Below are 23,571 nucleotides of genomic sequence, written 5' to 3'. Positions count from 1 at the left end.
TAGATGGCTGAGCCCCAGGGCGGCGAGCACATCGCTCGAATCTGACGCGGAAGCGAAGCACCACGCCGGACGCGCCGCCAAAGGGTGCTGCGGGAGCCTGAGACGCTATGCGATCCGAGGCCCCTCGGCCCTACCAGCTTCCGCTCCGACGGAAATTTTTTGCCGTCGAATCGGCCTTGGGGAGGGGGACCTGGTCTCGTTTGGCGAGAGATTCGGCAGCGTCTTCCAACGCGTTACAAATCTCAGAGGAGGAATGTTACAAAAAAACTGTCAGACCACAGAAAAAGGCTCGGGAATTCCCGAGCCTTTTCAAGCACTTCGTGGTACCGCCCCCCCGGATCGAACGGGGGACCTCCAGAGCCACAATCTGGCGCTCTAACCAACTGAGCTAGGGCGGCGCCTCGCGAGGGCCCGGTTCTAGTCGGCGCGGCCCTTGGGATCAAGCGCTCCGCAGCCGCCCCCCGCACAAAGAAAAAGCCCCGGAAGCCGAAGCTTCCGGGGCCTTCCTTGTGTCACGCCTTGGAGGCGATCAGCCCTTGGGCAGCTGGAAGCGGATCGGGATCCGCACCGTACCGCCGTCGACCGGCTGGCCGTCCTTGGTCTGCGGCCGCATCTTGAAGAGACGCGACAGACGCATCGCAGCGTCGCCGAAACCCATGTCCGCGGGGTCTTCCGACGCCACCGAGCAGTTGTCCAGAGTGCCACGGGCGTTGACCGTGCAGCTCAGGGTCGCTCGACCGTCGACTTCCATCCGCTGAGCACGCTCCGGATAGTACCGCGCCATGTCCTCGGGCGAGGGACGGCGCAGCCAGTCCGGCTGCGTGATCACCGACGGGCGCGGCGGCTCAGGCGGCGGCGGGGCCGGCGGCCTGGGCTCCTCGATCCGGCGCTCCACCGGCGGAACCGGCAGCGGCGGGATCGACGGCACGTCGGGGACCGCCACGGGCGGCCGCGGCTGCAGCTTGGGCGGCGGCGGCGGCGGCGTGTTGGGCGGCGGGGGCGGCGGAGGGGGCGGCGGCGGCGGCGGCACCGGCTTGATGATCGCCACGTCCGTCACCTCGTCCGAGTACTCCCTGTACTTCGGTTCGAAGCGCGTCTTCCAGAGATAGATACCGACGGCGACGTGGACGATGATCGAGATCACGATCGCGATCGTGACGCCCTTGTTCCGCTTCGGCTTCGGATCGTCGAAGGGATTGTGCCGGACGTGGACGGCTTCTTGCGTATCAGCCATGCGTCACCGTCCTCACTGTTCTTCGCCGACCAGGGCCACGCTGTAGAACCCATTGTCCTGCAGCATGTTCATAACGCCCATGAAGTCGCCGTAGAGCACGTCCTTGTCGGCCCGGATGAAGATCCGCTCCTTCGTCGGGTTACGGCTCTCGCCCAGGTTGGACCGCAGGTCGTCGCCGAGGGTGGCGAGGTCCGACGGGAAATCCTGGATGAAGATCCGCCCATTGTTCTGGAGCGAGATGTAGACCGGCTTCGGAGGGTTGGTCGAAGGCGGCGCAACCGCGGGGGGCAGGTTCACCTTCACAGTGACGGCCGCCATAGGCGCCGCCACCATGAAGATGATCAGAAGCACGAGCATCACATCCACGAAGGGGGTGACGTTGATCTCGGCGTTCTGCTCCTCTTGGTATTTGCCTTCGCCCCCGGAGCCCGAGAGTTTGGCGGCCATGTGGCTTAGGCTCCCTTGTCGAGCTGCCGGGAGATGGCGTTCATCAGCTCAGCCACAAAGCCTTCCGTCCGCGCGCCGTAGGCGGAGATGCGGGTCTGGAAGTAGTTGTAGAAGATAACCGACGGGATAGCGGCGAAGAGGCCCAGGCCGGTGGCCAGGAGGGCTTCGGCGATACCCGGCGCCACGACGGCCAGGTTGGTCGTGTTGGTGTTCGCGATGCCGATGAACGAGTTCATGATCCCGTACACGGTGCCGAACAGACCGATGAACGGACCGTTGGAGCCGACCGAGGCCAGGAACTGCATGCCGCTGGAGAGGCGGCGGGCCAGCGAGGCCTGCACCGCGCCGACGGCGGCCTGGGCGCGCATGATGGTGTTGTCGCGGTGCTCGCCGGCGATCTGCAGGCCCGCTTGGCGGGACAGTTCGATCTCCTGGGCGGCGGCCGCGGCCATGTCGGCCAGCGGGTTGCCGTCGAACTCTTCCGAGAGCGCGATGCGGTTCATGTCGTTGATCGACTTCGCGCCGCGGAACTGTTCGAGGAAGTTGTCGGTGGTGCGGTTCAGGTTGCGGAACTCGAGCAGCTTGGTGAGCAGCAGGGTCCACGAGAAGATCGACGCCAGCACGAGGCCGATCATGATCACCTTAACGACGGGGTCGGCGTCCATGAACATGGTGCCGATGCCGAGCTTGCCGGCATGCTTCATGGTCGGCGGATCGCCGCCTTCGGCGCCGGCAGCGGCGGGATCGCCGGCCGGAGCAGCCGCGGGGGCCGCAGCGCCGGGAGCCGGAGCGGCGGCGGCGGCGTCAGCCGCCGGAGCGGCCGGGGCGGCGGCGTCCTGGGCGAACGCCGGCGCGCTCACCGCCAGCGCCAGCGCGCCAACGAGAGCGATGAAAGGGGTCTTCAGTTTGTTGTCGAGCATCTGTCGCCAGTTCCTGGTTGGTCTAGCACGATTGGCCGGAGGGTCGTCGCGCGAGAGCGTCTCCACCCTAGTTGAAACAAGCCCGCCGCCCCGACCCGTTTTACCGGACCCGGACGACAGAGCCGCTGTCGCTTACGCCCGACCCGTAACGCGTACTCCCAACTGCTCGTGGAAGATTGGCGTTTCGAAGGCGCGAGGCGACCCCGAACTCCCGAAGGAACCCGAAGTCTTACCGCTATGTTAGACGTGCGGCTGCGACCCTTTGGCAACCCCTTATTAAGCCGTCAAGGGGAGACGCGCTTGGTCGGTCTTGTGAAATTCCACAGCCCGCCTATGGCGCTGCACTGCACAATCGGCGCCCGCGAAAAGCTCAGAGGTATTTCCACTCTGCCGGGAATTCTGATGTTGCGCCGCAGCAATGTTCTACGGAACCGCGTTGTCGAACAAACGGTCCGGGATAACTGAATCTGAGATCGCGAAAAGGCGCCAAGGCGCCGCGTTGCTTGCCTCGCGTGCAAGAGGCGGCGGTTCATCTGGAAGGAAGTGGTGCCTGGGGGCGGATTCGAACCACCGACACGCGGATTTTCAATCCGCTGCTCTACCAACTGAGCTACCCAGGCGCCGGGCCGCCGACGCGGGAGCCGCGTCTATAGGGTAGGCTTTTTCGGAAGTCCAGCGACCCTTTCAATCGTCCTGCGAACCATCGGCGGAACTCTCCTCGTCCTCCACGGCGGGCACCGCGTAGACGCCGCTCAGCCAGCGCTGGAGATCCACGTCCGCGCACCGCCGCGAGCAGAACGGGCGGTACTCCGCGACCGCGGGCTTGCCGCAGATCGGACACTTGGGCCGGCTCATGCCGCCGACACCTCCAGTCGCTCCTGCGGCAGGGATGGATCGGCGGTGATCGTGAATCGGGCGCCGATCCGCTCGGCGAGCTTCGGCGCCAGCGCCCTCGCCTCCCGCTCCACGCCCGGGGCGCAGCGCGCCACGAGCCGGGCGCCACCCTGGGCGGCGGCCTCGGCCTCGATCCGACGGATCAGGCGCTGGGCCAAGGTGCGCTCGGCGAGTCGCCCGTCCTCGCGGCACAGGATCTCGGCCAGCGGCCGCACGCGCCGCGGCAGCGAAAGCTCCATGGTGCCGAACCGGCCGACCGGCCCGATGGCCACGCCGGGGTTGTCCGGTCCGAACGCCGCACGCGCCGCCGCCATCAGCGCGTTGCCGTCGTGGCCCCGGCCGACCAGGTCCACCACGACGATGCCGCCGATTCCCTTGAGGCGCAGCAGGCGGGCGGCCAGCCCCAGCGCGGCGAGATTCGCCGCCCGGGTGACGCGCTTCGCGTCCGCGCCCTTCCGCTCGCCAAGGTCGACGTCGATGGCCGTCAGCGCCCGGGTCGGTTCGACGGCGATCAGCCCCCCGCCGGGGATCGGGTGCAGCACCTCCAGCGCCTCGGCCTCGGCCTCGTCGGCCGCCTCGCGCGCGGCGCGGCCCTCCACCAGATCCGCGTCGCGGGCGAAGCCACGCAGTTCCTCGGCCAGGTCCCGCGCTTCGCCCAGCAGGCGCGGAGCGCCCTCTCCTTCTCCCAGCAGGCGGGCGATGGGAAGCTTCCCCCGGCGCGGCTCGCTGCGGATTTCCACCTCGATGGTCTGTCCGCGCACCGGCTTGGCGTCGGCCCTGAACGGCAGGATGGCCTCGGCGCCGCCGCCGAGGTCCAGGAAGGCCGTGGCCAGAGCTGGCTCGAGGCTCGCCACCCGCGCGACGCAGCGGGCGCCGAGGCGGAGCTTCGGGTCGTCGCCATCTCGGCGGATCAGCAGCCGCTCTGGCCGGCCGTCGAGGGTGACGACACCCCGGCTCTCGCCCAGGCCGCGGTCGAGGTAGAGGCGGCGCACGCTCATGGAAGTCGAAATCCGAGGCCGCCAAGCAGATTCGCGCATTCGTAGAGCGGCAGACCCACGACGCCGGAATAGGAGCCCTGGAGCCCGAGCACAAAGGCCGCGGCGCGGCCCTGGATCGCATATCCCCCGGCCTTGCCGAGCCCCTCCCCCGCGGCGAGGTAGCCGGCCACCTCCTGCTCGGAAAGGCGCTTGAAGCGGACGCGTGTCTCCACCAGCCGCTCGGCGCGGGCGCCGCCGGGCGCAGCCACGGCCACACCGGTCAGGACCCGGTGCGCCCGCCCGCTCAGCAGGGCCAGGCAGTCTCGGACCTGCGCCTCTGTCTCGGCCTTAGGCAGGATCCGGCGGCCCACGGCCACCACCGTGTCGGCGGCGAGCACGAACGACTCCGGGTCGCTCTCGGCGACGCGCGCGCACTTGGCCGCCGCCAGGCGGAGGGCGAGTTGGCGCGGCGTTTCGTCTTTGAGGGGAGATTCGTCGACCTCTGCGGGCGCCACGGCGTCGGGCTCGAGCCCGATCTGGCGCAACAGGTCGAGGCGCCTGGGACTGGCCGAGGCGAGCACCAGGCGTGGTGGTGTGTCGGCCAAGCCGGCTAGCGGACGCGGAAGGTGATACGACCCTTGGTGAGATCGTAGGGGGTCATCTCCACGAGCACCTTGTCCCCGGCCGAGACCCGGATGCGGTTCTTGCGCATCTTGCCGGCGGTGTGGGCGATGATCTCGTGGTCGTTCTCGAGTTTCACGCGGAAGGTCGCGTTGGGCAGGACCTCGCTGACCGTGCCCGGAAATTCCAGAAGCTCTTCCTTCGCCATGCCGGCTCCCAAACGGAGAATAAAACGACGGCTCGCGCCTTTAGCCGAGGCCGCGAGCCGTGAACAGCGCCGGAAGTATAACGCAGGCGCCCGTCTGCGGTCGATGGGGGCTCAGCGGCGGAAGCGCTGGGCGATCCGGGCGGCGAGCGCGTCGCGCACTTCGCGGTAGGCGGCCAACCGCGCCTCCCGGGAGCCCTCCGACAGGGTGGGATCGAAGATCGGCCAGTATTCGATCTCGACCGCCCGGCCGCGGGTGAGCTCGACGGCGCGGTGCTGCGCCTCCGGCGTCAGCGAGATCACCAGGTCGAAGGAGTCGTCCTCGAGCTCGTCGAAGGTCTTCGCCCGGTGCCGGGTGAGGTCGCAGTCGAGCTCGGCCATCACGGCCGCCGCGAAGGGATCGACGGCTGTGTCGTCCGCGTCGGCCGGCTCGCGCTTGAGCCCGCAACTGTCCACGAAGACGCGGTCGCCCATCAGGCGCTTCAGCAGCGCCTCAGCCATGGGGGAGCGCACCCGGTTGAGGTTGCAGGCGAAGAGTACCGCGCCCGGCTGCGGGGGAGAGTCGTCGGACGGCACGCGATCCTCACCCGCGCCAGTGCAGTGCGCAGATCAGCGTGAACAGCCGGCGCGCGGTGTCGAGGTCGGTCTCGATCTTGCCCTTCAGCCGCGTCTGCAGGAGCTGCGAAGCCTCGTTGTGCAGACCGCGACGCCCCATATCGAGCGCCTCAATCTGCGCCGGCGTCGAGTTGCGGATCGCCTGGTAGTAGCTCTCGCAGATCATGAAGTAGTCTTTGATCAGGCCTCGGAACGGCGAGAGTGAAAGAATGTGGCGGCGTTCGTAGCCTGGGCCGCGGACGTCGAGCACCAGACGGTTCTCGACCAGCCCCATGCGGAGGTCGTACGGACCCGACTCGGCGCCCTCCGGGACGAAGTAGTTCTCCTCCAGCAGGTCGAAGATGGCGATCTGCCGCTCCTGCTCCTGGTCGCGCGACACCGCGGCGAGGGAATCCTCGTCCAGTTCCACGCTCTGCAGGCGGTGCTTGTTGCGGTCCTCGGCCATCGGGTTCGGCGTTGCGGCAGTGGGCGAGCTTTATGGCATTCCGGGGGTTCGCGTCATCCCGCAGCCGCGAGAACCCGCGGCCCAAAAACGAAAAACGCCCGGCGCGGGCTGCGCCGGGCGTCTTGTTTCGGATGTCGGCGCGCCTAGTAGCGGGCGTACCGGCGCCCCTCGGGATGGACATAGGCCTGGTGGACGTAGCCCACGCCGACGCCGTTCTCGCCAACCAGAATCCAGTCGGTCCCGCGGACCTCGGCCAGCGCCTGGAAGCGCTCGCCGGCCCGTAGCGAGCCTACCCGCCCCGAGCCGGTGGAGGGCGCCGCCCTCAGGTTCACAGTCCGGGTGGCCACGAAGGTGTCCCCGATCCGGCTGTAGTTGGCCGGCGCGATGCTCGACGACAGCCGGTATCCGCCGCGGGTGTAGGTGCCGCCATAGGCGTGCTCGCGGGCCGTGTTCTTCTGCATCTGGCAGCCGATGGCGGAGCCCGCCGCCGCGCCGGCGGCCGCGCCGACCACCGTTTCGCCAGTGGGATGGCGGCCGCCCACCTTGTTGCCGACGAGGCCGCCGACCACCGCGCCGAGCACGGCGCCGACTTCCTGCTTGCCGCCGGGGGCCGAGCAGTTCGTCACCCCGCCGATCCCAGCCGCCTGGGCCGCCCCGGCGCTGGCCAGGGTCGCGCCGGCGAGGATCGCCGCAGCCGCGCCGCCGCCGATCAGCTTGTTGATCTTCGAAGTCCGCATCTTGCTCTCCGTCCTTCTTCGCGTTGCTTCGCGAGGCCCGACCGGCCTCGACATGACGCCACCCTAGACGGCCGAGCCTGAACGCCCTTTGGGCCGCGCTGACAGGAACTGTTCAGCTTTGTGGACGCGCGTCCGGACTATCGAACGAGCGAGGCTCGGCCGGGCGTCGCGCCTCGCGCCCCTCTCCCGCGATGCGGATCGGCTCGGCGGGCGCGACGAGTTGGACCGTGGGAAACGGGATGCCGATCCCGGCGCGGTCGAAGGCCAGCTTGATGCGGCGGTTGTACTCCCGGCCGACCTTCCACTGGTCCTTGGGCGTGGTGGTTACGCGGGCCTTCAGGACGACCCCGCTGTCGGCCAGCTTGTCGACGCCCATCACCTCGAATGGCCGAGTGATCATGGGGCCGAACTCCGGATCGGCCCGCATCTCCTCGCCCACCCGCGTCATCACGCCCAGCGCCTCGTCGATGTCGGCGTCGTAAGCGATCTGCAGGTCGAACAGGTAGGAGGAGAAGGCCTTGGTCCGATTATGGATCACCTGCGCCTCGCTGTAGGGGAAGATGTGCAGCGTGCCGTTCATGTTGCGCAGCCGGATGGTCCGCAGGGTCATGGCCTCCACCGTGCCGCTGGCGTCGCCGATGCGGACGTTGTCGCCGACGGAGACGGCGTCCTCGGCGATGAGAAAGACGCCGGTCAGGAAGTCCTTCACGATCGTCTGGGCGCCGAAGCCCACGGCGAGGCCGACCACGCCGGCGCTGGCCAACAGCGGCCCCACCTGGACGCCGAGTTCCGACAGGAAGGTGAGCAGGCCCACCACCAGCAGCACGCCCTGCAATGAGCCGGTGAGCAGGGGTCCGAGCGAGCGGATCTGATTCGCCCGCCGCGCGTCGCGGCTGCGGCTGGCGACGCCCTCGATGAACCGACGGATGACGAAGCCCGCCACCTCCACCAGGGCCGTGACCAGCACCAGGATTAGCGCCAGGCGCACGAGGCGGGCGCCGGCCTCGCCCGAAATCCAGGCCCAGGGGTCGATGCCCCAAACGCTGACCACCAGAAGAAGCGCGGCGCCGAGCACGAACAGCCGCATGAGCGCCCAGGTGACGCCGGCCGCCCGCGGCGTGCGCCGATCCTCCTCGGCCACCTCCACCTGGCAACTGTCCGAGAAGCGGCCGATCCATCGGTCGAACACGCGGCGCAGGATCCAGAGCAGTCCGAGCGCCCCCAGGATCACCGCCGCCGAGACCAGGAAGTTCAGGCCGGCCTCGCCCGGATCGAGCTGGGTGAGGTGTCGCCAGGCGTTGCGGCCGAAGACGGTCAGTTGCTCGGCAAGCGAGGGCTGGACCGCGTCGGCGGCGGCCGGAGCCGCCTCGGCCGGGGCGGCGTTGGACTGGAACATGCGGAGCCTGTGGCGGTGGACGTCCGCGGGCCAACGCCTCGGCTTTGGCCGGAGTTCCTGGCGGTCAGACCCGCCGCGCCTCGCGGAACGACACCAGACGGCCCTGCGACTCGTCCCACAGTGCCAGTTTTGCGCAGCGGAAGCTCTCCAGCAGGCCGACCCGGCTCATGGGCGCGAGCTCCGGATTGTCCTGCAGCACCTTCGGCAGTCGGTAGAACGGGATGCGGCTCGACAGGTGGTGCACGTGGTGGATGCCGATGTTGGCGGTGAACCACCGCAGCACGGGCGGCAGGTCGTAGTGGGAACTGCCGGCCAGCGCCGCCGCGTCCCGTGTCCAAACGCCGTTGCGGGACCACTCGGCGCCTTCGAACTGGTGCTGGATGTAGAAGAGCCAGACCCCGATGGTGGCCGCCAGGAGCATGGTCGCGGCGTTGACGATCAGCACCGGCGCCGGGCCGAACAGCCAGACGAGCGTCCCGAGCCCGATCACCACCGCGAGAGTGTTGCCGAGCACGCTCGCCCAGGGCCGCCAGCCCTGGCGCATCATGCCGATCGGCAGACGGTTCATCAGGAAGAAGACGAAGGCGGGACCCAGGCCGAACATCACCGCCGGATGGCGGTAGAGGCGGTAGCCCAGCCGCCGGTGCGCCGGCAAAGCCTTGTATTCCGCGACCGTCAGCATCTCGATCGCGCCCAGCCCGCGGCGGTCAAGGTTGCCGGAGGTGGCGTGGTGGATGGCGTGCGTCTGGCGCCAGTAGTCATAGGGCGTCAGGGTGAAGACCCCGATGATCCGGCCGACCCAGTCGTTGGCCCGCCGCTCTCCGAAGAACGCCTGGTGGCCGCAGTCGTGCTGGATCATGAACAGCCGCACGAGGAACAGGGAGGCCGGTACGGCCAGCAGCAGGGCGGCCCACCAAAGCCCGCGCCCATGCAGCAGCCAGGCCAAGCCCCAGATGGCGAGCAACGGAACCGCCGTGACGACGATCTCCAATACGCTCCGTCCCGTCTTGGGCGTCCTGTAGGCGACGAGCTTCTTGGACCAGGCGCTGGCGGAGGTCGCGTCGGGTGGCATGGATCTTCCCAATTGAGGCGGCGCGCTGCCGTGCCCCAGAAACAAGGTTTGAATGCGGCGGTTCCGGTCTCAGCCGCGGCCCATGCGGATCGCCGCCGAGCGGGCGTGGGCCGGCAGCCCTTCCGCTTCGGCCAGCGCCACCGTGGCTGGTGCGAGCGCCGCGAAGGCGGCCTCGTCGCACTTCACGAACGAGGTGCGCTTCAGGAAGTCGTACAGCGAGAGGCCGGACGAGAACCGGGCGGCGCGACTGGTCGGCAGCACGTGGTTGGAGCCGGCGACGTAATCCCCGATGGCTTCCGGCGCGTGCCGGCCGAGGAACATCGCCCCGGCGTGCCGCACGCGCGCGGCCAGCCGCTCGGGTTCCTCGACGGCGAACTCCACGTGTTCGGGGGCGATGAGGTCGACCAGCGGCGGCGCCTCGTCCAGCGGCGCGATGACCACGGCGCCGTGGTCGCGCCACGACGCCGCCGCGTCCTCGCCTGTGGCGAGCGTGGCGAGTTGCGCCTGGACGGCGGCTTCGACGCGGGCGGCGAACGCCTCGTCGTCGGTGATCAGGATGGATTGGGCGGCGGGATCGTGCTCGGCCTGGGACAGCAGGTCGGCGGCGATCCACTCCGGATCGTTCGCTCCGTCGGCCACGACCACGATCTCGGAGGGGCCAGCCAGGGCGTCGATGCCGACGGCGCCGTAGACCCGCCGCTTGGCGGCCGTGACGAAGGCGTTGCCTGGGCCGACGATCTTGTCCACCGGGCGGATCGGCCCTGCGCCGTAGGCCAGGGCGGCGACGGCCTGGGCGCCGCCGACACGCCAGATCTCGGTCACGCCGGCGGCCTGGGCGGCGGCGAGCACCGCGGGCTGCAGCCGGCCCGGCGGCGTGACCATCGCAATACGGCCCACGCCCGCGGCGGCGGCCGGAACGGCGTTCATCAGCACGGTGGAGGGATAGGCGGCCCGGCCGCCGGGTACGTAGACCCCGACGGCGTCCAGCGGTCCCCATCGCCAGCCGAGCTCGACGCCCGCTTCATCTGTGAAGTGCTGGTCGGCGGGGCGCTGGCGCTCGTGGTAGGCGCGGATGCGGCCGGCGGCGAAGGCGATCGCCTCGCGTACTTCGGAGGAACAGGCGGCGGCGCCCTCGGCGATCTCGGCCTCGCTCACCCGCAGCGACTGCGCGTCCAGCTCGACCTTGTCGAACTCGCGGGCGAAGCGCAGCAGCGCCTCCAGCCCCTCGCTCCGCACCGCGGCCACCACGTCGCGAACGATGGCGTCCACCTCCTCGGGCGTCTCCCGCCGCTCTTCGACGAAGGCGGCGAAGACGGCTCGGAAGCCAGGATCGGTGAAGCGGAAGCGGCGCATGGCGCGCTACTTAGCGACGCGCGGGGCGAAGCGCCATGCGCGACTAGAGTTCGTGCTTCGGCGTGCGCGGCGTTGGCCAGGGGCTGGAGACATCGGCGAGCACCGCCTCGATGCACTCCACCGTCGCCCGGATATCCCCGCCCCCCGCGCAGCTCAGGGTCACGACCCCGCCTGGCGCCTCCCCGGGCTCGAAGGTGACGGCCAGGACCTCGAGTACGGCGTCGGGCGCATCGCGCCGGATCTTGCGCGCCTCCACCTTCAGCACGCCGCCGAGTTGCAGGGCCGTGCGGACCCGCTCCCCCTTGCCCGCCTCCCAGCGGAAGCGATTGAAGGCTAGGGTCAGGCGGCGCGCCTTCGGCTCGAACTGGATGTCGCCGACCTTGGCGACGGCGTCCTGCAGGGCGGCCGAGATGACCGCGAGGTCCTCCTCGTCCTGGGCCAGCAGACGGAGCGGGGTCGGATCGGCCATGCTCGGCTCAGTCCTCCGCCTCGCCATCGCCCTGGATGCGGCGGATCTGCGCGCCGCAGGCGCTCAGCTTCTCCTCCAGACGCTCGAAGCCGCGGTCCAGGTGGTACACCCGGTTGACCACAGTCTCCCCGCGCGCGGCGAGTCCGGCGATCACCAGGCTGACCGAGGCGCGAAGGTCGGTGGCCATGACCTGCGCGCCCTCCAGGGCTTCCACCCCCCTGACCCGCGCCTCGCCGCCGTGCACCGTGATGTCGGCGCCCAGGCGCCGCAGCTCGGGCGCGTGCATGAAGCGGTTCTCGAAGATCGTCTCGCGGATGATGCTCTCGCCCTCCGCCAGGGTCATCAGCGCCATGAACTGGGCCTGCAGGTCGGTCGCGAACCCGGGATAGGGATCGGTCTCCAGCTCAACGGCGCGCAGCCGCCCGCCGTTGCGCTTCACCGTCAAACCATCGTTGTGGGCGGTCACCTCGACGCCGGCCTCGACCAGCTTGTCGATCAGGGCCGCGATGAAGTCGCTGCGGGTCCGGGTCAGCCGCACCTCGCCGCCCGCCATCGCCGCGGCCAGCGCATAGGTGCCGGTCTCGATCCGGTCCGGCAGCACCGCGTGGGTCGCGCCGCTCAGGCTCGTCGCGCCCTGGATCCGGATGGTGGACGTCCCCGCGCCGGTGATCTTCGCGCCCATCTTGTTGAGGCACTCGGCGAGGTCGACGATCTCGGGCTCCTGGGCCGCGTTGGTCATCACCGTGTCCCCGTCCGCCAGCACGGCGGCCAGCAGCGCATGCTCCGTGGCGCCCACCGACACGAACGGGAAGTCGATCTCGCCGCCCTTCAGGCCGCGCGGCGCCTGGGCGTAGACGTAGCCCTCGTGCAGGTCGATGCGCGCGCCCAGCGCCTCCAGCGCCTTCAGGTGCAGGTCCACCGGACGCGCGCCGATGGTGCAGCCGCCCGGCAGCGAGACCTTCGCCTGGCCGCTGCGGGCCAGTAGCGGGCCGAGCACGTTGAATGACGCCCGCATCTGCCGGACGAGGTCATAGGGCGCAAAGCCCGAGACAATCTCGCGCGTGGTCAGCAGGGTCTCGGAGCCGCTCTCCAGCTCCGACTCGACGACCTCGGTCCCCAGCCGCTGCAGCAGCTTGCCGAGGAAGCGGGTGTCGGCCAGGCGCGGCATGTTGGTGAGCCGCAGCGGCTCGTCCGTGAGCAGGCTCGCCGCCATCAGTTTGATGGCGGAGTTCTTGGCGCCGCTGATGGGGATTTCTCCCTGCAGGCGAGCGCCGCCGGTGATGGCGATGCGGTCCAATCCCAGTCCTTCGAGGCGACGCTTGTGCGGAAATCGCGGGGTCGGCCCTTCGCGGCGCTATCTAGCGTGCGGCCGCGAGCTCGCAAAGGGCGCTGCTCAGCCCTTCTCGTCCTGTTCCGGTGCAGGTTTCGCCGACGTCGCGGGCGGAGGCGCCTTGCGTCGCCGCAGGTTGGCGCGGAGCGCTTGCGCGAGCTTCGCTTCCCGGCTGTCAGGCGGGTGTCTGTTGGGCTTGTCGTCGGCGGCCATCTCCCCTGCGGTGCGGCGACCGGTCCGGGGCGTCAAGCAAATTTGCCGTCGATGGGGGCTTCACGAGCCCGAGTCGTCCCGCTATATGCCCCGCCTCGCCTTTCGCCGCCGTAGCTCAGTGGTAGAGCGCATCCTTGGTAAGGCTGAGGTCGGCAGTTCAATCCTGCCCGGCGGCACCATGTTTCCCCAAGCCTTTCAAAGGCTTGGGGAAACGCCACTTCCCCAATTGGTGTCCCGTCAGCGCGCTAGTAAGCACATAGTAAGCGCCCGGAGAGCCATTTTTCCGTGAGATTAGGCTCCGATCCTCGAGGTTGAAGGCCGACTACCAACCGAATCACGACCGTTTGTCGTCGTTCGGCTCGGCGGGTTCGGGCAAGGCCGGAACGTTCCCACGCCGCTCAGAGGCGGAAGCCGACACTGACTTCACTCTGCGGAACGACGGTTGGACGTGGACGCCCGCGGCCGACTTTTCTAAGTCGGCTAGGGGCGTTGTACGAGCGCTCGGCTTGCCACAGCTTGTTCGCATGCACCCGTTCCCTCCCGCCTCCGAATTGCACTTCCTTATCGGGAAGGAAGTCGGCCAAATCTGCCTCGATCCTTGGTCGGTCCAGCTTCGCTTTGCGGACGAGGGGCAGATCACCATCGAGGGCAGGTTTGAGCACCTCGACGCGCGCGGGCAGGCCCATGAGCATCACGCGGGAGAGGATCGCGACACCGCGCCTGTCTACATGCGCGAACTTCTACAGGAACGCATCTCTGAGCTTGAGGCTGAGTCACTTCGCCTGACCCTGAAGTTCAGCAACGGAGCCTCGCTCCGTATTCACACCGACGAAGGCCCACACGAGAACGGAAACATCGCTACGGCACTCGGGCGTATCGTCTTTTGAAGGTCCGCTATGGGGCGTTAGCGGACATTGGCTTAGAGGCGGGAAGCGGACCCTAGGGCCGGCAGCGGACTCCGCTGGCCTGGCAGGAAAGGCGGTTGCGGGTCAGGCGGCAACTCTCCCGATCGAACCGCCGCCGTCGACGAAGACCGTCTGCCCCGTGATGAAGCCGGCGTCCTCCGACAACAGGAATTCGATGGTGGCGGCGATCTCGTCGGGTTTGCCCAGTCGCCGCATCGGGATCATCGACAGGAACCGCGCCTCAGCCTCGCTTCCGACAGGCGTATTGCGACGGAAGAGTTCCGTCTCGACGGGACCTGGCGCGACAGCATTGACCGTGACGCCCGTGTCCGCCAACTCCATCGCCCACGTGCGGGTAAGGCTGTTCAGCGCCGCCTTCGCCGCGGCGTAGGCGCTGCGCAGAGGCGTCCCGGTCACCACAAGACTGGTCACGTTGACGATACGCCCCCACCCCTTCTCCCGGAAAGTCGGCAGCACCGCCTGCGTGGCGACGATCGCTGGATGCACGTTCATCCGGAAGAGATCGTCAGCATCGGCCACCTCGATGCGGCCAAGGGGGGCCAGTCGGGCCAAGCCAGCGTTGTTGACGACGCCGTCGAAGGCATAAGTCCCCGCAAGTTCGGCGAACACGTCTTGGGCTCGCTGAGTGTCAGCCAGGTCAAGGGATACAAGTTCACCCGGGAAACCGGCATCCGCACCGCGAGCGATGCCAACCACGCGATGGCCCGCCTTCGCCAGCCGCTCCGAAACCGCGCGGCCGATGCCCTTGCTGGCGCCTGTCACGAGGAAAGTGCGTTCGATCATCGATCTCTTGCTCCAATGGTCATGTAGCGCCCCGGGTCACGATGTGGGCCGCGCATGAGGCGCCGGGGGGCGGCAGCTCCGACGCCCGGCGACCTGATCGGATGAGACGGGCGCGCGTCAGCGCGCCCGAGCCGCCCAGGCTGAAGACAGGATGACGCTGCACATGTCGGTCCTGCGGAAGTCTGGGTCCTTGTAGGCGAGGACGTCGTCGTTGAAGGTCCCGAACGTGCTGCCGGGGCGATGTTTCATGCCTTCGTAGAAGGCGTTGATGATGCCGTGCTCGAAGTGTCGTTCCCGGGGCGCGGCGGCAACGACGGCGCTGCGCTCCGCCTCGGTGAATTCGTCGAACCCGCGTCCTGCGACATCCATGCCCGCGCCCGCTTGGACCAGGGCAATCTCGGACCCCATGAATTCCGGAATCCCCGGCGTGGTGTGCAGGGCGATGGCGTTCCACACCGTCTGGAGGTCCGCTTCCGGTACGCCGTGGCCGCGTAGGAACTCGCGGGCGGCATTCGCCCCGTCGACCTCGAAGCGCAGCTGGCTTTCGCGAAACGCTGCCGTCAGCCCGATATCGTGGAACATGGCGGCGGCGTAGAGCAGCTCGGCGTCGAAGGTCATGCCCATGCGCCGGCCCTTCAGGGCGCCCCAGAAGTAGACCCGCAGCGAGTGACGGAAGAGCAGGCTGCCCTCCACGTCGCGGACGTAGGCGGTCACGTTCCGCGCCAGCGCGCTGTCAGGAACCCTGACGCCGAAAACCTCACGGCGCATCGCAAGACCCCATTGGCCTGAGGGCTGGGCGGTCACGGCTTGGCCGTCCAGCGCGAGGTCCGCACAAGGACGCTGAAATCGCGACGGCGAAAGGCAGGATCCTTGTAGGCCATGACATCGGCCAGCCCTGTACCCTGCGTCGTTTCGGGTCGGTGCTTCAGGCCCTCGTAAAGCGTCTGCAGAAAGCCTTCCGCAAAGTCCGGCTCACGCGGGAATGCCGCCTCGACCGCGCGTCTTTCGCCCGGCGTGAAGGCGTCATAGCCAGCGGCGACCAGATCCATGTTGGCGGACTCCGCCAACACCGCCGCCATGGGCTCGAGCTGCGACGAGACGCCGTTGGTGGTGTGGAGCGCGATCGCCAGCCAGACCCTTTGCGCCTCTTCCGCTGACGCGCCGTGGCGGAGCAGGAACTCGCGGGCGGCGTTGGCGCCATCCACCTCGAACCTCAGATGGCTGTTCCGGTAGCGGTCCGTGAGCCCGAAGTCATGAAACAGCGACGCCACGTAGAGCAGCTGCGGGTCGACCGCGAGCCCTCTACGCTTCGCCGCAAGGGTCGCCCAATGGTAGACCCGCAGCGAGTGCTGATAGACCAGCTCGCTTTCGGCGCCGCGAACCGCTTGGGCCGCCGCAGCGGCTAAGGGCCCATCCGGGATGACGACGCCAGCCACCTCTGCGGCTGGCGCCGAGTTCGCCGGCTTGGGCAGCCCGGTTTCCGCAGGGCTGCCGCCGGCCTGTGCCGCCCCGGCGATCGCCAGCGCGGCTGCTGTGGCGATCAGCGCCTTCGAGAGCGCCATGATCAGTCTCCACCCAGGTCCGCGACCGCCTGAGGCGTGTTGCGGAAGCTGATGGCCATACGATTGTAGCTGTTCATCAGGCTGATCGCGAGGGTGAGGTCGACGAGCTGTTTCTGGTCGAAGACCTCCCGCGCCGCGTCGTAGGCGCTGTCGGGAACGCCGGTCTGCGCGACGAGCGTGACGGCTTCGGCCCAGGCGAGCGCCGCACGTTCTTCACGGCTGAAGAGCGCGCCACCTTCAGCCCAAGCCTGAACGAGCGCCAGCTTCTCCACCGTCACACCGCGCTTCAGCAGTTCCCGCGTGTGCATATCTAAGCAGTAGGCGCAGTTGTTGATCTGCGACACCCGAAGGTAGACCAGATCCACCAGATCGCCGGGCAGTCCACTCTGTAGGACGTAGCCGTACACGCCGCCGAGCGCCTTCGCGCCGTTCGGAGCGACCTGAGCGTAGTCGAGCCTCTTGGCCATGATTTCGTTCCTCTAATGGTCGGGGGTGGTGAGTTTCGTGTCGCCGCTGTCGACGACGAAGACGGCGAGCAGCTTCGCCGGCACCGTCTTGCTCGCATTGCGGCTGATCTGGTGGCGCGCGTTCGGAGCCTCGAACCAACCTTCGCCAGCCCGGTACACGCGGACCGGCGCGTCATCGACCTTCGACTCGACCTCGCCGGCGAGCACGTAGGCGTAGATGAAGGCGGACTTGGCGTGGGTGTGCGAGGGCGACGCCGCGCCGGGGGCGTAGTCGACTTCCACCACGATGAGCGACTTGCCGGGCACGTTCGGGATCGCCTGATCGAACTTCGGCGTGACCGTCTCGCGCGCCGGGTGAGCCGCAGCGGGGAACGCCAGCAGCAAGGCCATGCCGGCCGCGGCGATAGGGGTTTGAATCTTCATGCGCCTGTCCCTCCTGGGAGCCTGAAGATTGGCTTTCGTTGGTTCACCGATAAGCACCAAGAATGTGCGAAATCGCTGTACTATGACCGCGATGACCAATGCCCTGGACTTGAAGCTCGACCGCTCGGCGAAACCCTCTTTGGCCGAGCAGATCCAGCTGGGGATCGCAAACGCCATCCATGAGGGGGTCTTGAGCCCGGGTGCGCGCCTACCCTCCTGGCAGGACCTGGCAACGCAGCTCGGCGTGGCTCGGGGCACCGTGCGGATCGCTTACGAGAAGCTGGCCGCCGCACAGTTGGTCGTAGCTTCCCGCGCCTCCGGCACCCGCGTCGCGCCGCGGCCGAGCGCCCACGGAGCCCTCGCGGAGCCTGTCGATGCCGGCCCGTTCATCGCCACCTATGAGGAGATGATCCGCGGCCCCGCGCACTTCCAGATGGGCGTGCCGGCGCTCGACATATTCCCCGCGACCCTCCTGTCCCGGCTGCGCGGGCGCGCAGTGCGGGCGGAGGCGAGCGCACCGCCGCTGTATCCCGACCCGCGGGGGGAGCCTGAGCTCAGGCGCGAAATCGCAGCCTATCTCGCCGTCGCTCGAGGGATCTCCTGTGCGGCTTCCCAGGTGATCATCACCGCTGGGTTCGCTGGCGGCCTCGGCTTGGCGCTACACGTCCTCCGTCTCGCCGGCTGCAAGGCATGGATGGAAGACCCGGGTTTCCCATGGTCGCGGAAGGCGCTCGAGCTGGCTGGCCTTTCGCTGGCGCCCATACCCGTGGACAAGGATGGGATCGATCTCGATCACGGCCTGCGCGTGCATGGCGACGCCAAGCTCGCCTTGGTGACTCCGGGCCAGCAGGCGCCCCTTGGCGGGGCCTTGTCGCTGGACCGGCGGCTTCGACTGCTGGAGTGGGCGTCGTCCGAGAACGCCTGGGTCGTGGAGGACGACTACCTCAGCGAGCTGCAGCTCTCGGGGAGAGCTGCGCCCGCGCTCGCCTCCCTCGACCGCGGCGGTCGGGTAATCCACATCGGCTCGTTCAGCAAGACGATCAGCCCCGGCCTCAGGCTCGGGTTCGTGGTCGCGCCCGTCGAGCTCGTCTCCAGGTTCGCTGAGACGGCGGCCTGCCTCGCGCCGCCCCCCGGCCCGTCGCTTCAATGGGCCATCGCAGACTTCATCCGCGAAGGGCACTACATCCGCCACCTCCGGCGCACGAAACGCGCGTACGCCGCCAGGCGGCAAGCTGTCATGGAGCGCCTTCGGACGCTCGTTCCGGGTGATCAACTGGCGACTGCGGGGCTGTCCGTCATGCTGAGGCTGCCGGAGTCGATTTCCGACGTGCGGTTGGCCACTGAGGCTTCAAGCTTCGGCGTATCGCCGACGCCGCTCTCGCCTTGGTATGCCTCGACGGACGGAGCCAAGTCCGCGCTGCTGCTCGGTGTTGCCACCGCACCGACTAGGCACCTCGACCGGATTTGCGAAAGACTCGTCGGGTCAATCCAAGGTTCGCCGAATTAGCTGCCACCCGCCGGGGAGCCGACGTCGCCAAGGTCCGCTCTCGACCCTAAGCAGACCTCGCGCTAGCGATTTGTCGCGCTTCCTGGAGAAGGTCTGACAGCTCCACGCCCGGCGTTGTGGCTCGGATGCGTATCGCTTCCAGCGTCGGATCGGTAATTGGCACGCTCTCGAACTCGTCCCAATCCCAATCGCCGCCAGTGCCTTCCAAGAAGTCCTCGATGAAGCCAACGACCTCCTCCGGAGTTCGGTCGATCGTCTTCTTGCCCGGGAGCAGTTGCGCCAAAAGAGCGATCGGCGCCACGAGAGGCGCCAGCAGAACAGCAGGCCAGCCAGAGATCACGGGGAACCGATTTCTGCGCATCGGTGAAGCTTAACCGGAGAAGGTCCGCAATCCACCCATAGCTGACGTCCGGAGGCTCAGCTCGGCGCCCTGGAGGGTGCCAGCGAATTGCGCGGCCGGGCTGGCTGCCTTCGTGGGCCCGCTGAAACCTCCTGGTGGCGGCTGCGGCGGCGGCGCGGCTATCGCTCGGCGCGCGAGCGTGCCGGCCGGCTCTGCGAGCGCGTCAAGGCCGGCTTCGCCGCCGCTTCGCGGTGGCGCCTGGCGGCGCCAGCCCTGACCCGCTCCCGCCGGCCGGCGCTGGCTCGGCGTGTCGCGAAAGCCTCTTCCCCTTCGTGAACGAAGCGGCTGCGGCGGCGGCTGGTCCCGCGATGTGGGTTGATGCGGCTGGCGTTTTCGTCCGCCGCGGGACCCTGGCCCTTTTCAAGGTCCCGCGGAAACCTCAACACCCACAGCCGCCTAGGCCCGCAGGGTCCTGCGCCCTTTTATCTTGCCGTCGCATTTGTTCTTCTGTCTTTCCGGCAAGACATCATCGTTTCCTCTTCGCTGTTGCTGGGCAGTGTCCTCTGCGGCAGGCGGGGATGCGAGATCTTACGCCTGGGGTCGGAGTCGCCGATGCGCCGTGCAGTCGTACGCGCTCAGCGGCTTGGAAGGTGCTCGCGCGGCATTCGGCGCTAGACGTGACCGGCTGCGCGCCCTCCCCGCCCGTTCTGGCGGGCCGCCGCCAGAGAGATGACGTTCTCGCCCAACTCGGCGCCGGCTGCGGCGGGTGCATGGCCATGTTCCCGTTGCCATGCCTGCAGGTCCGCCCGTGCGTAGACGATCCGCCGCCCGATGCGCCGGAAGCTCGGGCCCACGCCCATCCAGCGCCAGGTCTGGAGCGTGCCCACGGTGTTGCCCAGGAAGGCGGCGGCCGCAGGCGTGTCGAGCCAGCGCGCCTGGACGACATCGCCCAGGACAGGTCGAGCGCTGAGCGGCGGCGGAGCGGGGGGCGGGGCGGCTGAACCGGCGTCGGCCCGCTCGAAGAGGCCCAGCATGCGCGCGATCTCCGCGGAAATGCGGTCGGCGGCGCCCTTGATCGGATGATCCGAGAGATGGGCGTAGCGCTCCGTTGTCTTGGCGCTCCGATGGCCGAGCAGCGCGCCGATGATCAGCAGGCTGTCGCCGGTCGTGGCGCCGACGCTGGCGAAGGAGTGCCGGAGATCGTGGATGCGGACATCCTCGAGCCCCGCCGCCGTGCGGATCCGCTCCCAGGTCGCCTGAAGGTCGACCAAGTGGCCGACGCCGTTGCGCCCGGGCAGCAGGTACGGATTGCCCGCTGTCTCGGGGATCCGGGCGATCAGCGCCACCGCCGGCGCGCCGAGGTGCACGACCTTCGCGCCCGTCTTGCTGTCCGGAAGGCGCAGGCAGCGGTGGTGAAGATCGACGTGGTTGCGCTTCAGGGTCAGGATCTCGTTCTTGCGGCAGCCGGTGAGCATGAGGAGCTTGATGGCGGCAAGCGCGTAGGGGCTCTCGACGCCCAGGCTCTCCGCGGCGGCCAGCACCTCGCCGAGACGCGCGAGTTCGGCCGGCGAGAGGAAGCGTTCGATCTTCTTCTCCGGGAAGCGCCGCACTCCCTGCGCCGGGTTGTCCGGCCGGACCTGCCGGCCCATGCCGAAGCTGAACGCCGCCGAGAGCGTCACGACGGCGGCGTTGGCGGCGCCCTGCCCGCCCCGCACCCGCGCGAGCCCCCGGCGCCTGGAGGTGCGCGCGCGGCGCGCCGTCTTTCCGGCCGCCACATCGATCAGCAGCCGCTCGACGTCCTGGCGCGTCACGAGGGCGGCGCGCTTGGCCCCAAGCAAGGGCTTGATGTGATTCTCGATGTCGGCGCGGGCCGAGGCGATCGACGAAGGCTTGCGGGTGACCAGGCCTTCGCAGAGGTAGAGGTCGCAGAGCTCGGCCACGGTGAGGTCGCGCCGGGCGCCCTGCTTCTCCTCCTGGGGATCGCAGCCGCCGGCGATCCGGCCGAGCAGGACCCGCGCCTGGTCCCGCGCGGTCTCCACCGTCCAGGGCGATCCATGGGCGCCGATGCTGAAGCGACGCGCGCGTCCGCCGAAACGATACTGCAGGACGTAGGTTCGAAGGCCTGAGGCGGCGACCTTCACGCCGAAGCCGGTGACCTCGGAGTCCCAGACGAAGCGATCCTTCGCGGCGGGTTGAAGCGCCTCCACGAGGCGTCTGGTGAGCCTGGCGCGAGCGTCGTTTGGCACCCGGGGGCCTCCGGTCGTATGGCCGCCGCCCGGCGCTTCTAGTAAGCACATAGTAAGCGCCGGGACGGAAATCAGGTCGCGCAGCGTCGTGAAGCCGAAGGCGTAAGTCAATGTTTCTAGTGAATTTTCGCAGCTCGCCGCATTTTCGCAAAACATGTTATGCGAGTTGGTAAGGCTGAGGTCGGCAGTTCAATCCTGCCCGGCGGCACCATGTTTCCCCAAGCCTCGACAGGCTTGGGGAAACACCATTCCCTCGCCAGACCCTACGATGCAGCGCGGCGGTCCCCGCTGAACGCGCGCCCTCGCGGCCAGGCGGGCAAGCTCCCCGAATCGCGATCGGCTCAAGCGAACACGAAGTCCTGGATGAGCGTCTGGCCTGGCACCTCCGTCACACTGACGACGCCGTCCACGGCGCGATCCTGATAGTAGGACGTTGGGAAGTACTCCCCGTTTGGCGCCGTCTGCCCTTCGCGCGAGACGATGACGTTCCGGTTATTCTCATCCTGCACGATCCCGGCGTTCAGGGTGACGATCCGGTCGAGGCCCAGTTCGAACACGTCGATGGTGTCGTCACCGAGTGGCGCTGCCGCGTCACCCAGACCGAACAGGCCGAAATCGCGGATGTAAACGTCGAGTTCACCGGGATGGCCAACGAACGCCTGGGAGCCCGGCGAAGCGAAGTAATACCAACCGGGGCCATGGACGGCGCTCGGATGGTCAGCCTCCAGGAAAACGCCCTCGTCTACGAGCCGGCTAAGCTCGAAGTCGTTGGGACCGAGCTCGTCCGCCGTGACGCCCCGCAGGTAGATCGTGTCCTCTTGCCCGAAGTCGATCTCGACCCCCCAAGACGTCTCAACGAACCGGGCGGCCAGCTCGTCGTATCCGCCGACCGGATAGCCGCGTAGCTCGACGACATCTCGTCCGGGCTCGAAGTCCATGATCGTCGAGCCGAAGACATTGCCGTAGGGAATCACGAAGCGGTCCTGCCCGGTGCTCGCCCCAGCACCGACATATTCCGCGTCACCCCACATCATGCTGCCGACAACCGACGCGATAAGCACGTCGTCTCCGCCGTGACTCGTCCCCTCAAGACGCTCGGCATCTCCGAACACGACGGGCGTACCATGCAGGCTTGCGCCCGCGCTCACCGTGTCGTTTCCCCCGCGGCCGACGCCGCTGATCACCAGCGCATCGCCATAGGCTCTTGCGCTCTGCGGGGAATAGGCGCCCACCTCGTCGTCACCGCCTGCCGCGTTTCCGGTGATGTGCTCGGCGTCGCCGAAGGCGCGGCTCGCCTGATCCCCCCGCGCGACGACGACGTCGTCGCCGCCGCGAGCTTGGGCCGTGAGTTTGAACGCGTCTCCGATAGCCTCACCGAGAGCGAAGCCATATGCGGACAGGCGGTCGTCGCCTCCGACCGCGAAACCGCCGAGGTTGCGCGCGTCTCCTACCAGGATTGTGACGCCCTGCGAGCTGACGTCGAGCTCCTGATCACCCGCTCTCGCAGAGCCGGACAGCGTTCCACTCGTGTCTCCGAACACGAGCTGCTCCCATGCCTCCATCTCCGCCTTCATCGGTGTGCCCCCTGACTGACGGCGCGCAGATCGCCCGTGCCAGATTGAGGCCCGCAGCTAGGAGCGGAAGCCGGGTTCACGTCCGACGCGGACACGTTGCCGAGAGCGATCCGTCAATTGACAGCGGTCGGCGCCTCGCCCCGACGTCCGGCATGGCCCCGCCGCTTAGGCGGCCTCCTCCACCGCCGGCAGGGCGCCGTCGAGCTGCAGAACCGTGACGATCCCGTCGGCCGCCGTGATCACCCCGCTGACGAAGCCCAGGTCGTCGGAACCGAGGTCGGGCGCGGGCTTCAGCTCCCCGTCCTGCACCGTGATGATGTCGCAGACGGCGTCGACCAGCAGGCCCATGGTGCGTCCGCCGACCTCCGCCACGACCACCACCGAGGAGGCGTCCGGCTGGATCTTCTGGAGCCCGAGCAGGCCGGCCAGGTCGACCACCGGCAGGACGGCGCCGCGCAGGTTGATCATGCCCAGCACGTAGTCCGGCGCGTGCGGCAGCGGCGTGGAGACGGTCCAGCCGCGGATCTCGCGGACGGCCATGATGTCGAGCGCGAAGAGTTGCTCGCCGATGCGGACCGAGATCAGCTCGGCCGGCGCGGCGGAGAGGCTCGCTCCCGCGTCCATCAGAACTCCTCCCAGCTCTCGCCTTGGCCGGCCGGCTCAAGCTTGAGCGCGGCGCCGCCGGCCGTGGCGCGGCGAAGCTCCGCCGTCCGCGCGGGGGCAGGTTGGGCGGTTTGCGCTCGCGGCGGCTGCGGCTGCACCGGCTCGGCGCGCTTGGCCGGCGCGGCCTTGGCGGCGACGCCGTCGACCTTGAA

General features: G+C 68.6%; 27 protein-coding genes and 3 tRNA genes. 3 read left to right on the top strand and 27 right to left on the bottom strand.

What is annotated here, in order from left to right; all coding sequences use genetic code 11:
- Positions 1-321 precede the first annotated feature (321 nt).
- The 17 genes from ACE3Q8_RS17490 to murA form a co-directional block, all read right to left on the bottom strand.
- A tRNA-His gene (locus ACE3Q8_RS17490) sits at positions 322-398 on the bottom strand.
- A 131-nt stretch (positions 399-529) separates the two neighbouring features.
- On the bottom strand, positions 530-1,234 hold the full coding sequence (locus ACE3Q8_RS17485; RefSeq protein WP_374471575.1) for an energy transducer TonB: 705 nt from the start codon (positions 1,232-1,234) through the stop codon (positions 530-532).
- A 12-nt stretch (positions 1,235-1,246) separates the two neighbouring features.
- Positions 1,247-1,681 (bottom strand): biopolymer transporter ExbD, encoded by a 435-nt coding sequence (locus ACE3Q8_RS17480; protein WP_374471574.1) that lies wholly within the window; start codon positions 1,679-1,681, stop codon positions 1,247-1,249.
- A 5-nt stretch (positions 1,682-1,686) separates the two neighbouring features.
- Positions 1,687-2,601 (bottom strand): MotA/TolQ/ExbB proton channel family protein, encoded by a 915-nt coding sequence (locus ACE3Q8_RS17475; RefSeq protein WP_374471573.1) that lies wholly within the window; start codon positions 2,599-2,601, stop codon positions 1,687-1,689.
- 544 nt (positions 2,602-3,145) lie between these two features.
- Positions 3,146-3,221 (bottom strand) — tRNA-Phe (locus ACE3Q8_RS17470).
- Positions 3,222-3,285: 64 nt separating this feature from the next.
- Positions 3,286-3,456, bottom strand: a complete 171-nt coding sequence (yacG, locus tag ACE3Q8_RS17465; RefSeq protein WP_374471572.1) for a DNA gyrase inhibitor YacG — start codon at positions 3,454-3,456, stop codon at positions 3,286-3,288.
- Complete coding sequence (locus ACE3Q8_RS17460; RefSeq protein ID WP_374471571.1) at positions 3,453-4,493, bottom strand: ribonuclease E/G; 1,041 nt, start codon at positions 4,491-4,493, stop codon at positions 3,453-3,455. The genes yacG and ACE3Q8_RS17460 overlap by 4 nt, the downstream gene beginning before the upstream one ends.
- The gene (locus tag ACE3Q8_RS17455; protein WP_374471570.1) at positions 4,490-5,077 is read right to left on the bottom strand and encodes a nucleoside triphosphate pyrophosphatase; all 588 of its coding nucleotides are present in this window, start codon (positions 5,075-5,077) and stop codon (positions 4,490-4,492) included. Before ACE3Q8_RS17455 ends, ACE3Q8_RS17460 begins: the two co-directional genes overlap by 4 nt.
- A gap of 5 nt (positions 5,078-5,082) precedes the next feature.
- A complete protein-coding gene (infA, locus tag ACE3Q8_RS17450; protein WP_111458197.1) occupies positions 5,083-5,301 on the bottom strand; it encodes a translation initiation factor IF-1 in 219 nt (72 codons plus the stop codon).
- A gap of 111 nt (positions 5,302-5,412) precedes the next feature.
- Complete coding sequence (locus ACE3Q8_RS17445) at positions 5,413-5,874, bottom strand: low molecular weight phosphatase family protein (RefSeq protein WP_374471569.1); 462 nt, start codon at positions 5,872-5,874, stop codon at positions 5,413-5,415.
- A gap of 7 nt (positions 5,875-5,881) precedes the next feature.
- On the bottom strand, positions 5,882-6,358 hold the full coding sequence (locus tag ACE3Q8_RS17440; RefSeq protein WP_374471568.1) for a UPF0262 family protein: 477 nt from the start codon (positions 6,356-6,358) through the stop codon (positions 5,882-5,884).
- A gap of 143 nt (positions 6,359-6,501) precedes the next feature.
- Positions 6,502-7,095, bottom strand: a complete 594-nt coding sequence (locus ACE3Q8_RS17435; RefSeq protein WP_374471567.1) for an SH3 domain-containing protein — start codon at positions 7,093-7,095, stop codon at positions 6,502-6,504.
- 112 nt (positions 7,096-7,207) lie between these two features.
- On the bottom strand, positions 7,208-8,491 hold the full coding sequence (locus ACE3Q8_RS17430; RefSeq protein WP_374471566.1) for a mechanosensitive ion channel family protein: 1,284 nt from the start codon (positions 8,489-8,491) through the stop codon (positions 7,208-7,210).
- Between the two features lie 64 nt (positions 8,492-8,555).
- Positions 8,556-9,563 carry a fatty acid desaturase gene (locus tag ACE3Q8_RS17425; protein ID WP_374471565.1) on the bottom strand — a complete coding sequence of 336 codons (1,008 nt, stop codon included), beginning with the start codon at positions 9,561-9,563 and terminating at the stop codon, positions 8,556-8,558.
- A gap of 69 nt (positions 9,564-9,632) precedes the next feature.
- Positions 9,633-10,916: a histidinol dehydrogenase gene (gene hisD / locus ACE3Q8_RS17420; protein WP_374471564.1), complete on the bottom strand. Its 1,284-nt coding sequence runs from the start codon at positions 10,914-10,916 to the stop codon at positions 9,633-9,635.
- 43 nt (positions 10,917-10,959) lie between these two features.
- A complete protein-coding gene (locus ACE3Q8_RS17415; RefSeq protein ID WP_374471563.1) occupies positions 10,960-11,385 on the bottom strand; it encodes a DUF2948 family protein in 426 nt (141 codons plus the stop codon).
- Between the two features lie 7 nt (positions 11,386-11,392).
- Positions 11,393-12,682: a UDP-N-acetylglucosamine 1-carboxyvinyltransferase gene (gene murA / locus ACE3Q8_RS17410; RefSeq protein ID WP_374471562.1), complete on the bottom strand. Its 1,290-nt coding sequence runs from the start codon at positions 12,680-12,682 to the stop codon at positions 11,393-11,395.
- Positions 12,683-13,032: 350 nt separating this feature from the next.
- On the opposite strand from murA, the gene ACE3Q8_RS17405 reads away from it, so the two are divergent.
- A tRNA-Thr gene (locus ACE3Q8_RS17405) sits at positions 13,033-13,107 on the top strand.
- 132 nt (positions 13,108-13,239) lie between these two features.
- Complete coding sequence (locus tag ACE3Q8_RS17400; protein WP_374471561.1) at positions 13,240-13,815, top strand: hypothetical protein; 576 nt, start codon at positions 13,240-13,242, stop codon at positions 13,813-13,815.
- Between the two features lie 102 nt (positions 13,816-13,917).
- On the opposite strand, the gene ACE3Q8_RS17395 is transcribed toward ACE3Q8_RS17400, so the two are convergent.
- The 5 genes from ACE3Q8_RS17395 to ACE3Q8_RS17375 form a co-directional block, all read right to left on the bottom strand.
- Positions 13,918-14,637 (bottom strand): SDR family oxidoreductase, encoded by a 720-nt coding sequence (locus ACE3Q8_RS17395; protein ID WP_374471560.1) that lies wholly within the window; start codon positions 14,635-14,637, stop codon positions 13,918-13,920.
- Between the two features lie 117 nt (positions 14,638-14,754).
- Entirely contained in the window at positions 14,755-15,405 is a 651-nt protein-coding gene (locus tag ACE3Q8_RS17390) for an HD domain-containing protein (protein WP_374471559.1), read from the bottom strand.
- Positions 15,406-15,437: 32 nt separating this feature from the next.
- Positions 15,438-16,199 (bottom strand): HD domain-containing protein, encoded by a 762-nt coding sequence (locus ACE3Q8_RS17385; protein ID WP_374471558.1) that lies wholly within the window; start codon positions 16,197-16,199, stop codon positions 15,438-15,440.
- Positions 16,200-16,201: 2 nt separating this feature from the next.
- Entirely contained in the window at positions 16,202-16,666 is a 465-nt protein-coding gene (locus tag ACE3Q8_RS17380) for a carboxymuconolactone decarboxylase family protein (RefSeq protein ID WP_374471557.1), read from the bottom strand.
- 12 nt (positions 16,667-16,678) lie between these two features.
- Positions 16,679-17,089: a cupin domain-containing protein gene (locus ACE3Q8_RS17375; protein ID WP_374471556.1), complete on the bottom strand. Its 411-nt coding sequence runs from the start codon at positions 17,087-17,089 to the stop codon at positions 16,679-16,681.
- An 82-nt stretch (positions 17,090-17,171) separates the two neighbouring features.
- Between ACE3Q8_RS17375 and ACE3Q8_RS17370 the strand changes: the two genes are divergently transcribed.
- Positions 17,172-18,596, top strand: a complete 1,425-nt coding sequence (locus ACE3Q8_RS17370) for a PLP-dependent aminotransferase family protein (protein ID WP_374471555.1) — start codon at positions 17,172-17,174, stop codon at positions 18,594-18,596.
- 46 nt (positions 18,597-18,642) lie between these two features.
- On the opposite strand, the gene ACE3Q8_RS17365 is transcribed toward ACE3Q8_RS17370, so the two are convergent.
- From ACE3Q8_RS17365 to ACE3Q8_RS17345, 5 genes are all read right to left on the bottom strand, one after another.
- Positions 18,643-18,936, bottom strand: a complete 294-nt coding sequence (locus ACE3Q8_RS17365) for a hypothetical protein (protein ID WP_374471554.1) — start codon at positions 18,934-18,936, stop codon at positions 18,643-18,645.
- A 671-nt stretch (positions 18,937-19,607) separates the two neighbouring features.
- Positions 19,608-21,182 carry a tyrosine-type recombinase/integrase gene (locus ACE3Q8_RS17360; RefSeq protein ID WP_374471553.1) on the bottom strand — a complete coding sequence of 525 codons (1,575 nt, stop codon included), beginning with the start codon at positions 21,180-21,182 and terminating at the stop codon, positions 19,608-19,610.
- Positions 21,183-21,523: 341 nt separating this feature from the next.
- Entirely contained in the window at positions 21,524-22,756 is a 1,233-nt protein-coding gene (locus tag ACE3Q8_RS17355) for a hypothetical protein (protein WP_374471552.1), read from the bottom strand.
- 165 nt (positions 22,757-22,921) lie between these two features.
- Positions 22,922-23,380: a chemotaxis protein CheW gene (locus ACE3Q8_RS17350; protein ID WP_374471551.1), complete on the bottom strand. Its 459-nt coding sequence runs from the start codon at positions 23,378-23,380 to the stop codon at positions 22,922-22,924.
- The coding region (locus ACE3Q8_RS17345; RefSeq protein ID WP_374471550.1) for a hypothetical protein at positions 23,380-23,571 on the bottom strand (192 nt) is incomplete at its 5' end. The genes ACE3Q8_RS17350 and ACE3Q8_RS17345, both read right to left, overlap by 1 nt.

The organism is Phenylobacterium sp. (assembly GCF_041913825.1).
Taxonomy (GTDB): Bacteria; Pseudomonadota; Alphaproteobacteria; order Caulobacterales; family Caulobacteraceae; genus Phenylobacterium.
Note: the sequence above shows the minus strand (reverse complement) of the source record. Positions and strands in the feature narration are given on the sequence as shown.

What these genes read in the sequence shown, in the direction of transcription:
- ACE3Q8_RS17460 (WP_374471571.1), bottom strand. Translation starts at nt 4,493, where the DNA reads ATGAGCGTGCGCCGCCTCTACCTCGACCGCGGCCTGGGCGAGAGCCGG.
- ACE3Q8_RS17375 (WP_374471556.1), bottom strand. Translation starts at nt 17,089, where the DNA reads ATGAAGATTCAAACCCCTATCGCCGCGGCCGGCATGGCCTTGCTGCTG.
- ACE3Q8_RS17480 (WP_374471574.1), bottom strand. Translation starts at nt 1,681, where the DNA reads ATGGCCGCCAAACTCTCGGGCTCCGGGGGCGAAGGCAAATACCAAGAG.
- ACE3Q8_RS17475 (WP_374471573.1), bottom strand. Translation starts at nt 2,601, where the DNA reads ATGCTCGACAACAAACTGAAGACCCCTTTCATCGCTCTCGTTGGCGCG.
- ACE3Q8_RS17415 (WP_374471563.1), bottom strand. Translation starts at nt 11,385, where the DNA reads ATGGCCGATCCGACCCCGCTCCGTCTGCTGGCCCAGGACGAGGAGGAC.
- ACE3Q8_RS17385 (WP_374471558.1), bottom strand. Translation starts at nt 16,199, where the DNA reads ATGGCGCTCTCGAAGGCGCTGATCGCCACAGCAGCCGCGCTGGCGATC.
- hisD (WP_374471564.1), bottom strand. Translation starts at nt 10,916, where the DNA reads ATGCGCCGCTTCCGCTTCACCGATCCTGGCTTCCGAGCCGTCTTCGCC.
- ACE3Q8_RS17355 (WP_374471552.1), bottom strand. Translation starts at nt 22,756, where the DNA reads ATGAAGGCGGAGATGGAGGCATGGGAGCAGCTCGTGTTCGGAGACACG.
- infA (WP_111458197.1), bottom strand. Translation starts at nt 5,301, where the DNA reads ATGGCGAAGGAAGAGCTTCTGGAATTTCCGGGCACGGTCAGCGAGGTC.
- ACE3Q8_RS17425 (WP_374471565.1), bottom strand. Translation starts at nt 9,563, where the DNA reads ATGCCACCCGACGCGACCTCCGCCAGCGCCTGGTCCAAGAAGCTCGTC.
- ACE3Q8_RS17485 (WP_374471575.1), bottom strand. Translation starts at nt 1,234, where the DNA reads ATGGCTGATACGCAAGAAGCCGTCCACGTCCGGCACAATCCCTTCGAC.
- ACE3Q8_RS17435 (WP_374471567.1), bottom strand. Translation starts at nt 7,095, where the DNA reads ATGCGGACTTCGAAGATCAACAAGCTGATCGGCGGCGGCGCGGCTGCG.
- ACE3Q8_RS17380 (WP_374471557.1), bottom strand. Translation starts at nt 16,666, where the DNA reads ATGGCCAAGAGGCTCGACTACGCTCAGGTCGCTCCGAACGGCGCGAAG.
- ACE3Q8_RS17430 (WP_374471566.1), bottom strand. Translation starts at nt 8,491, where the DNA reads ATGTTCCAGTCCAACGCCGCCCCGGCCGAGGCGGCTCCGGCCGCCGCC.
- ACE3Q8_RS17390 (WP_374471559.1), bottom strand. Translation starts at nt 15,405, where the DNA reads ATGCGCCGTGAGGTTTTCGGCGTCAGGGTTCCTGACAGCGCGCTGGCG.
- ACE3Q8_RS17370 (WP_374471555.1), top strand. Translation starts at nt 17,172, where the DNA reads ATGACCGCGATGACCAATGCCCTGGACTTGAAGCTCGACCGCTCGGCG.
- ACE3Q8_RS17350 (WP_374471551.1), bottom strand. Translation starts at nt 23,380, where the DNA reads ATGGACGCGGGAGCGAGCCTCTCCGCCGCGCCGGCCGAGCTGATCTCG.
- ACE3Q8_RS17440 (WP_374471568.1), bottom strand. Translation starts at nt 6,358, where the DNA reads ATGGCCGAGGACCGCAACAAGCACCGCCTGCAGAGCGTGGAACTGGAC.
- ACE3Q8_RS17395 (WP_374471560.1), bottom strand. Translation starts at nt 14,637, where the DNA reads ATGATCGAACGCACTTTCCTCGTGACAGGCGCCAGCAAGGGCATCGGC.
- yacG (WP_374471572.1), bottom strand. Translation starts at nt 3,456, where the DNA reads ATGAGCCGGCCCAAGTGTCCGATCTGCGGCAAGCCCGCGGTCGCGGAG.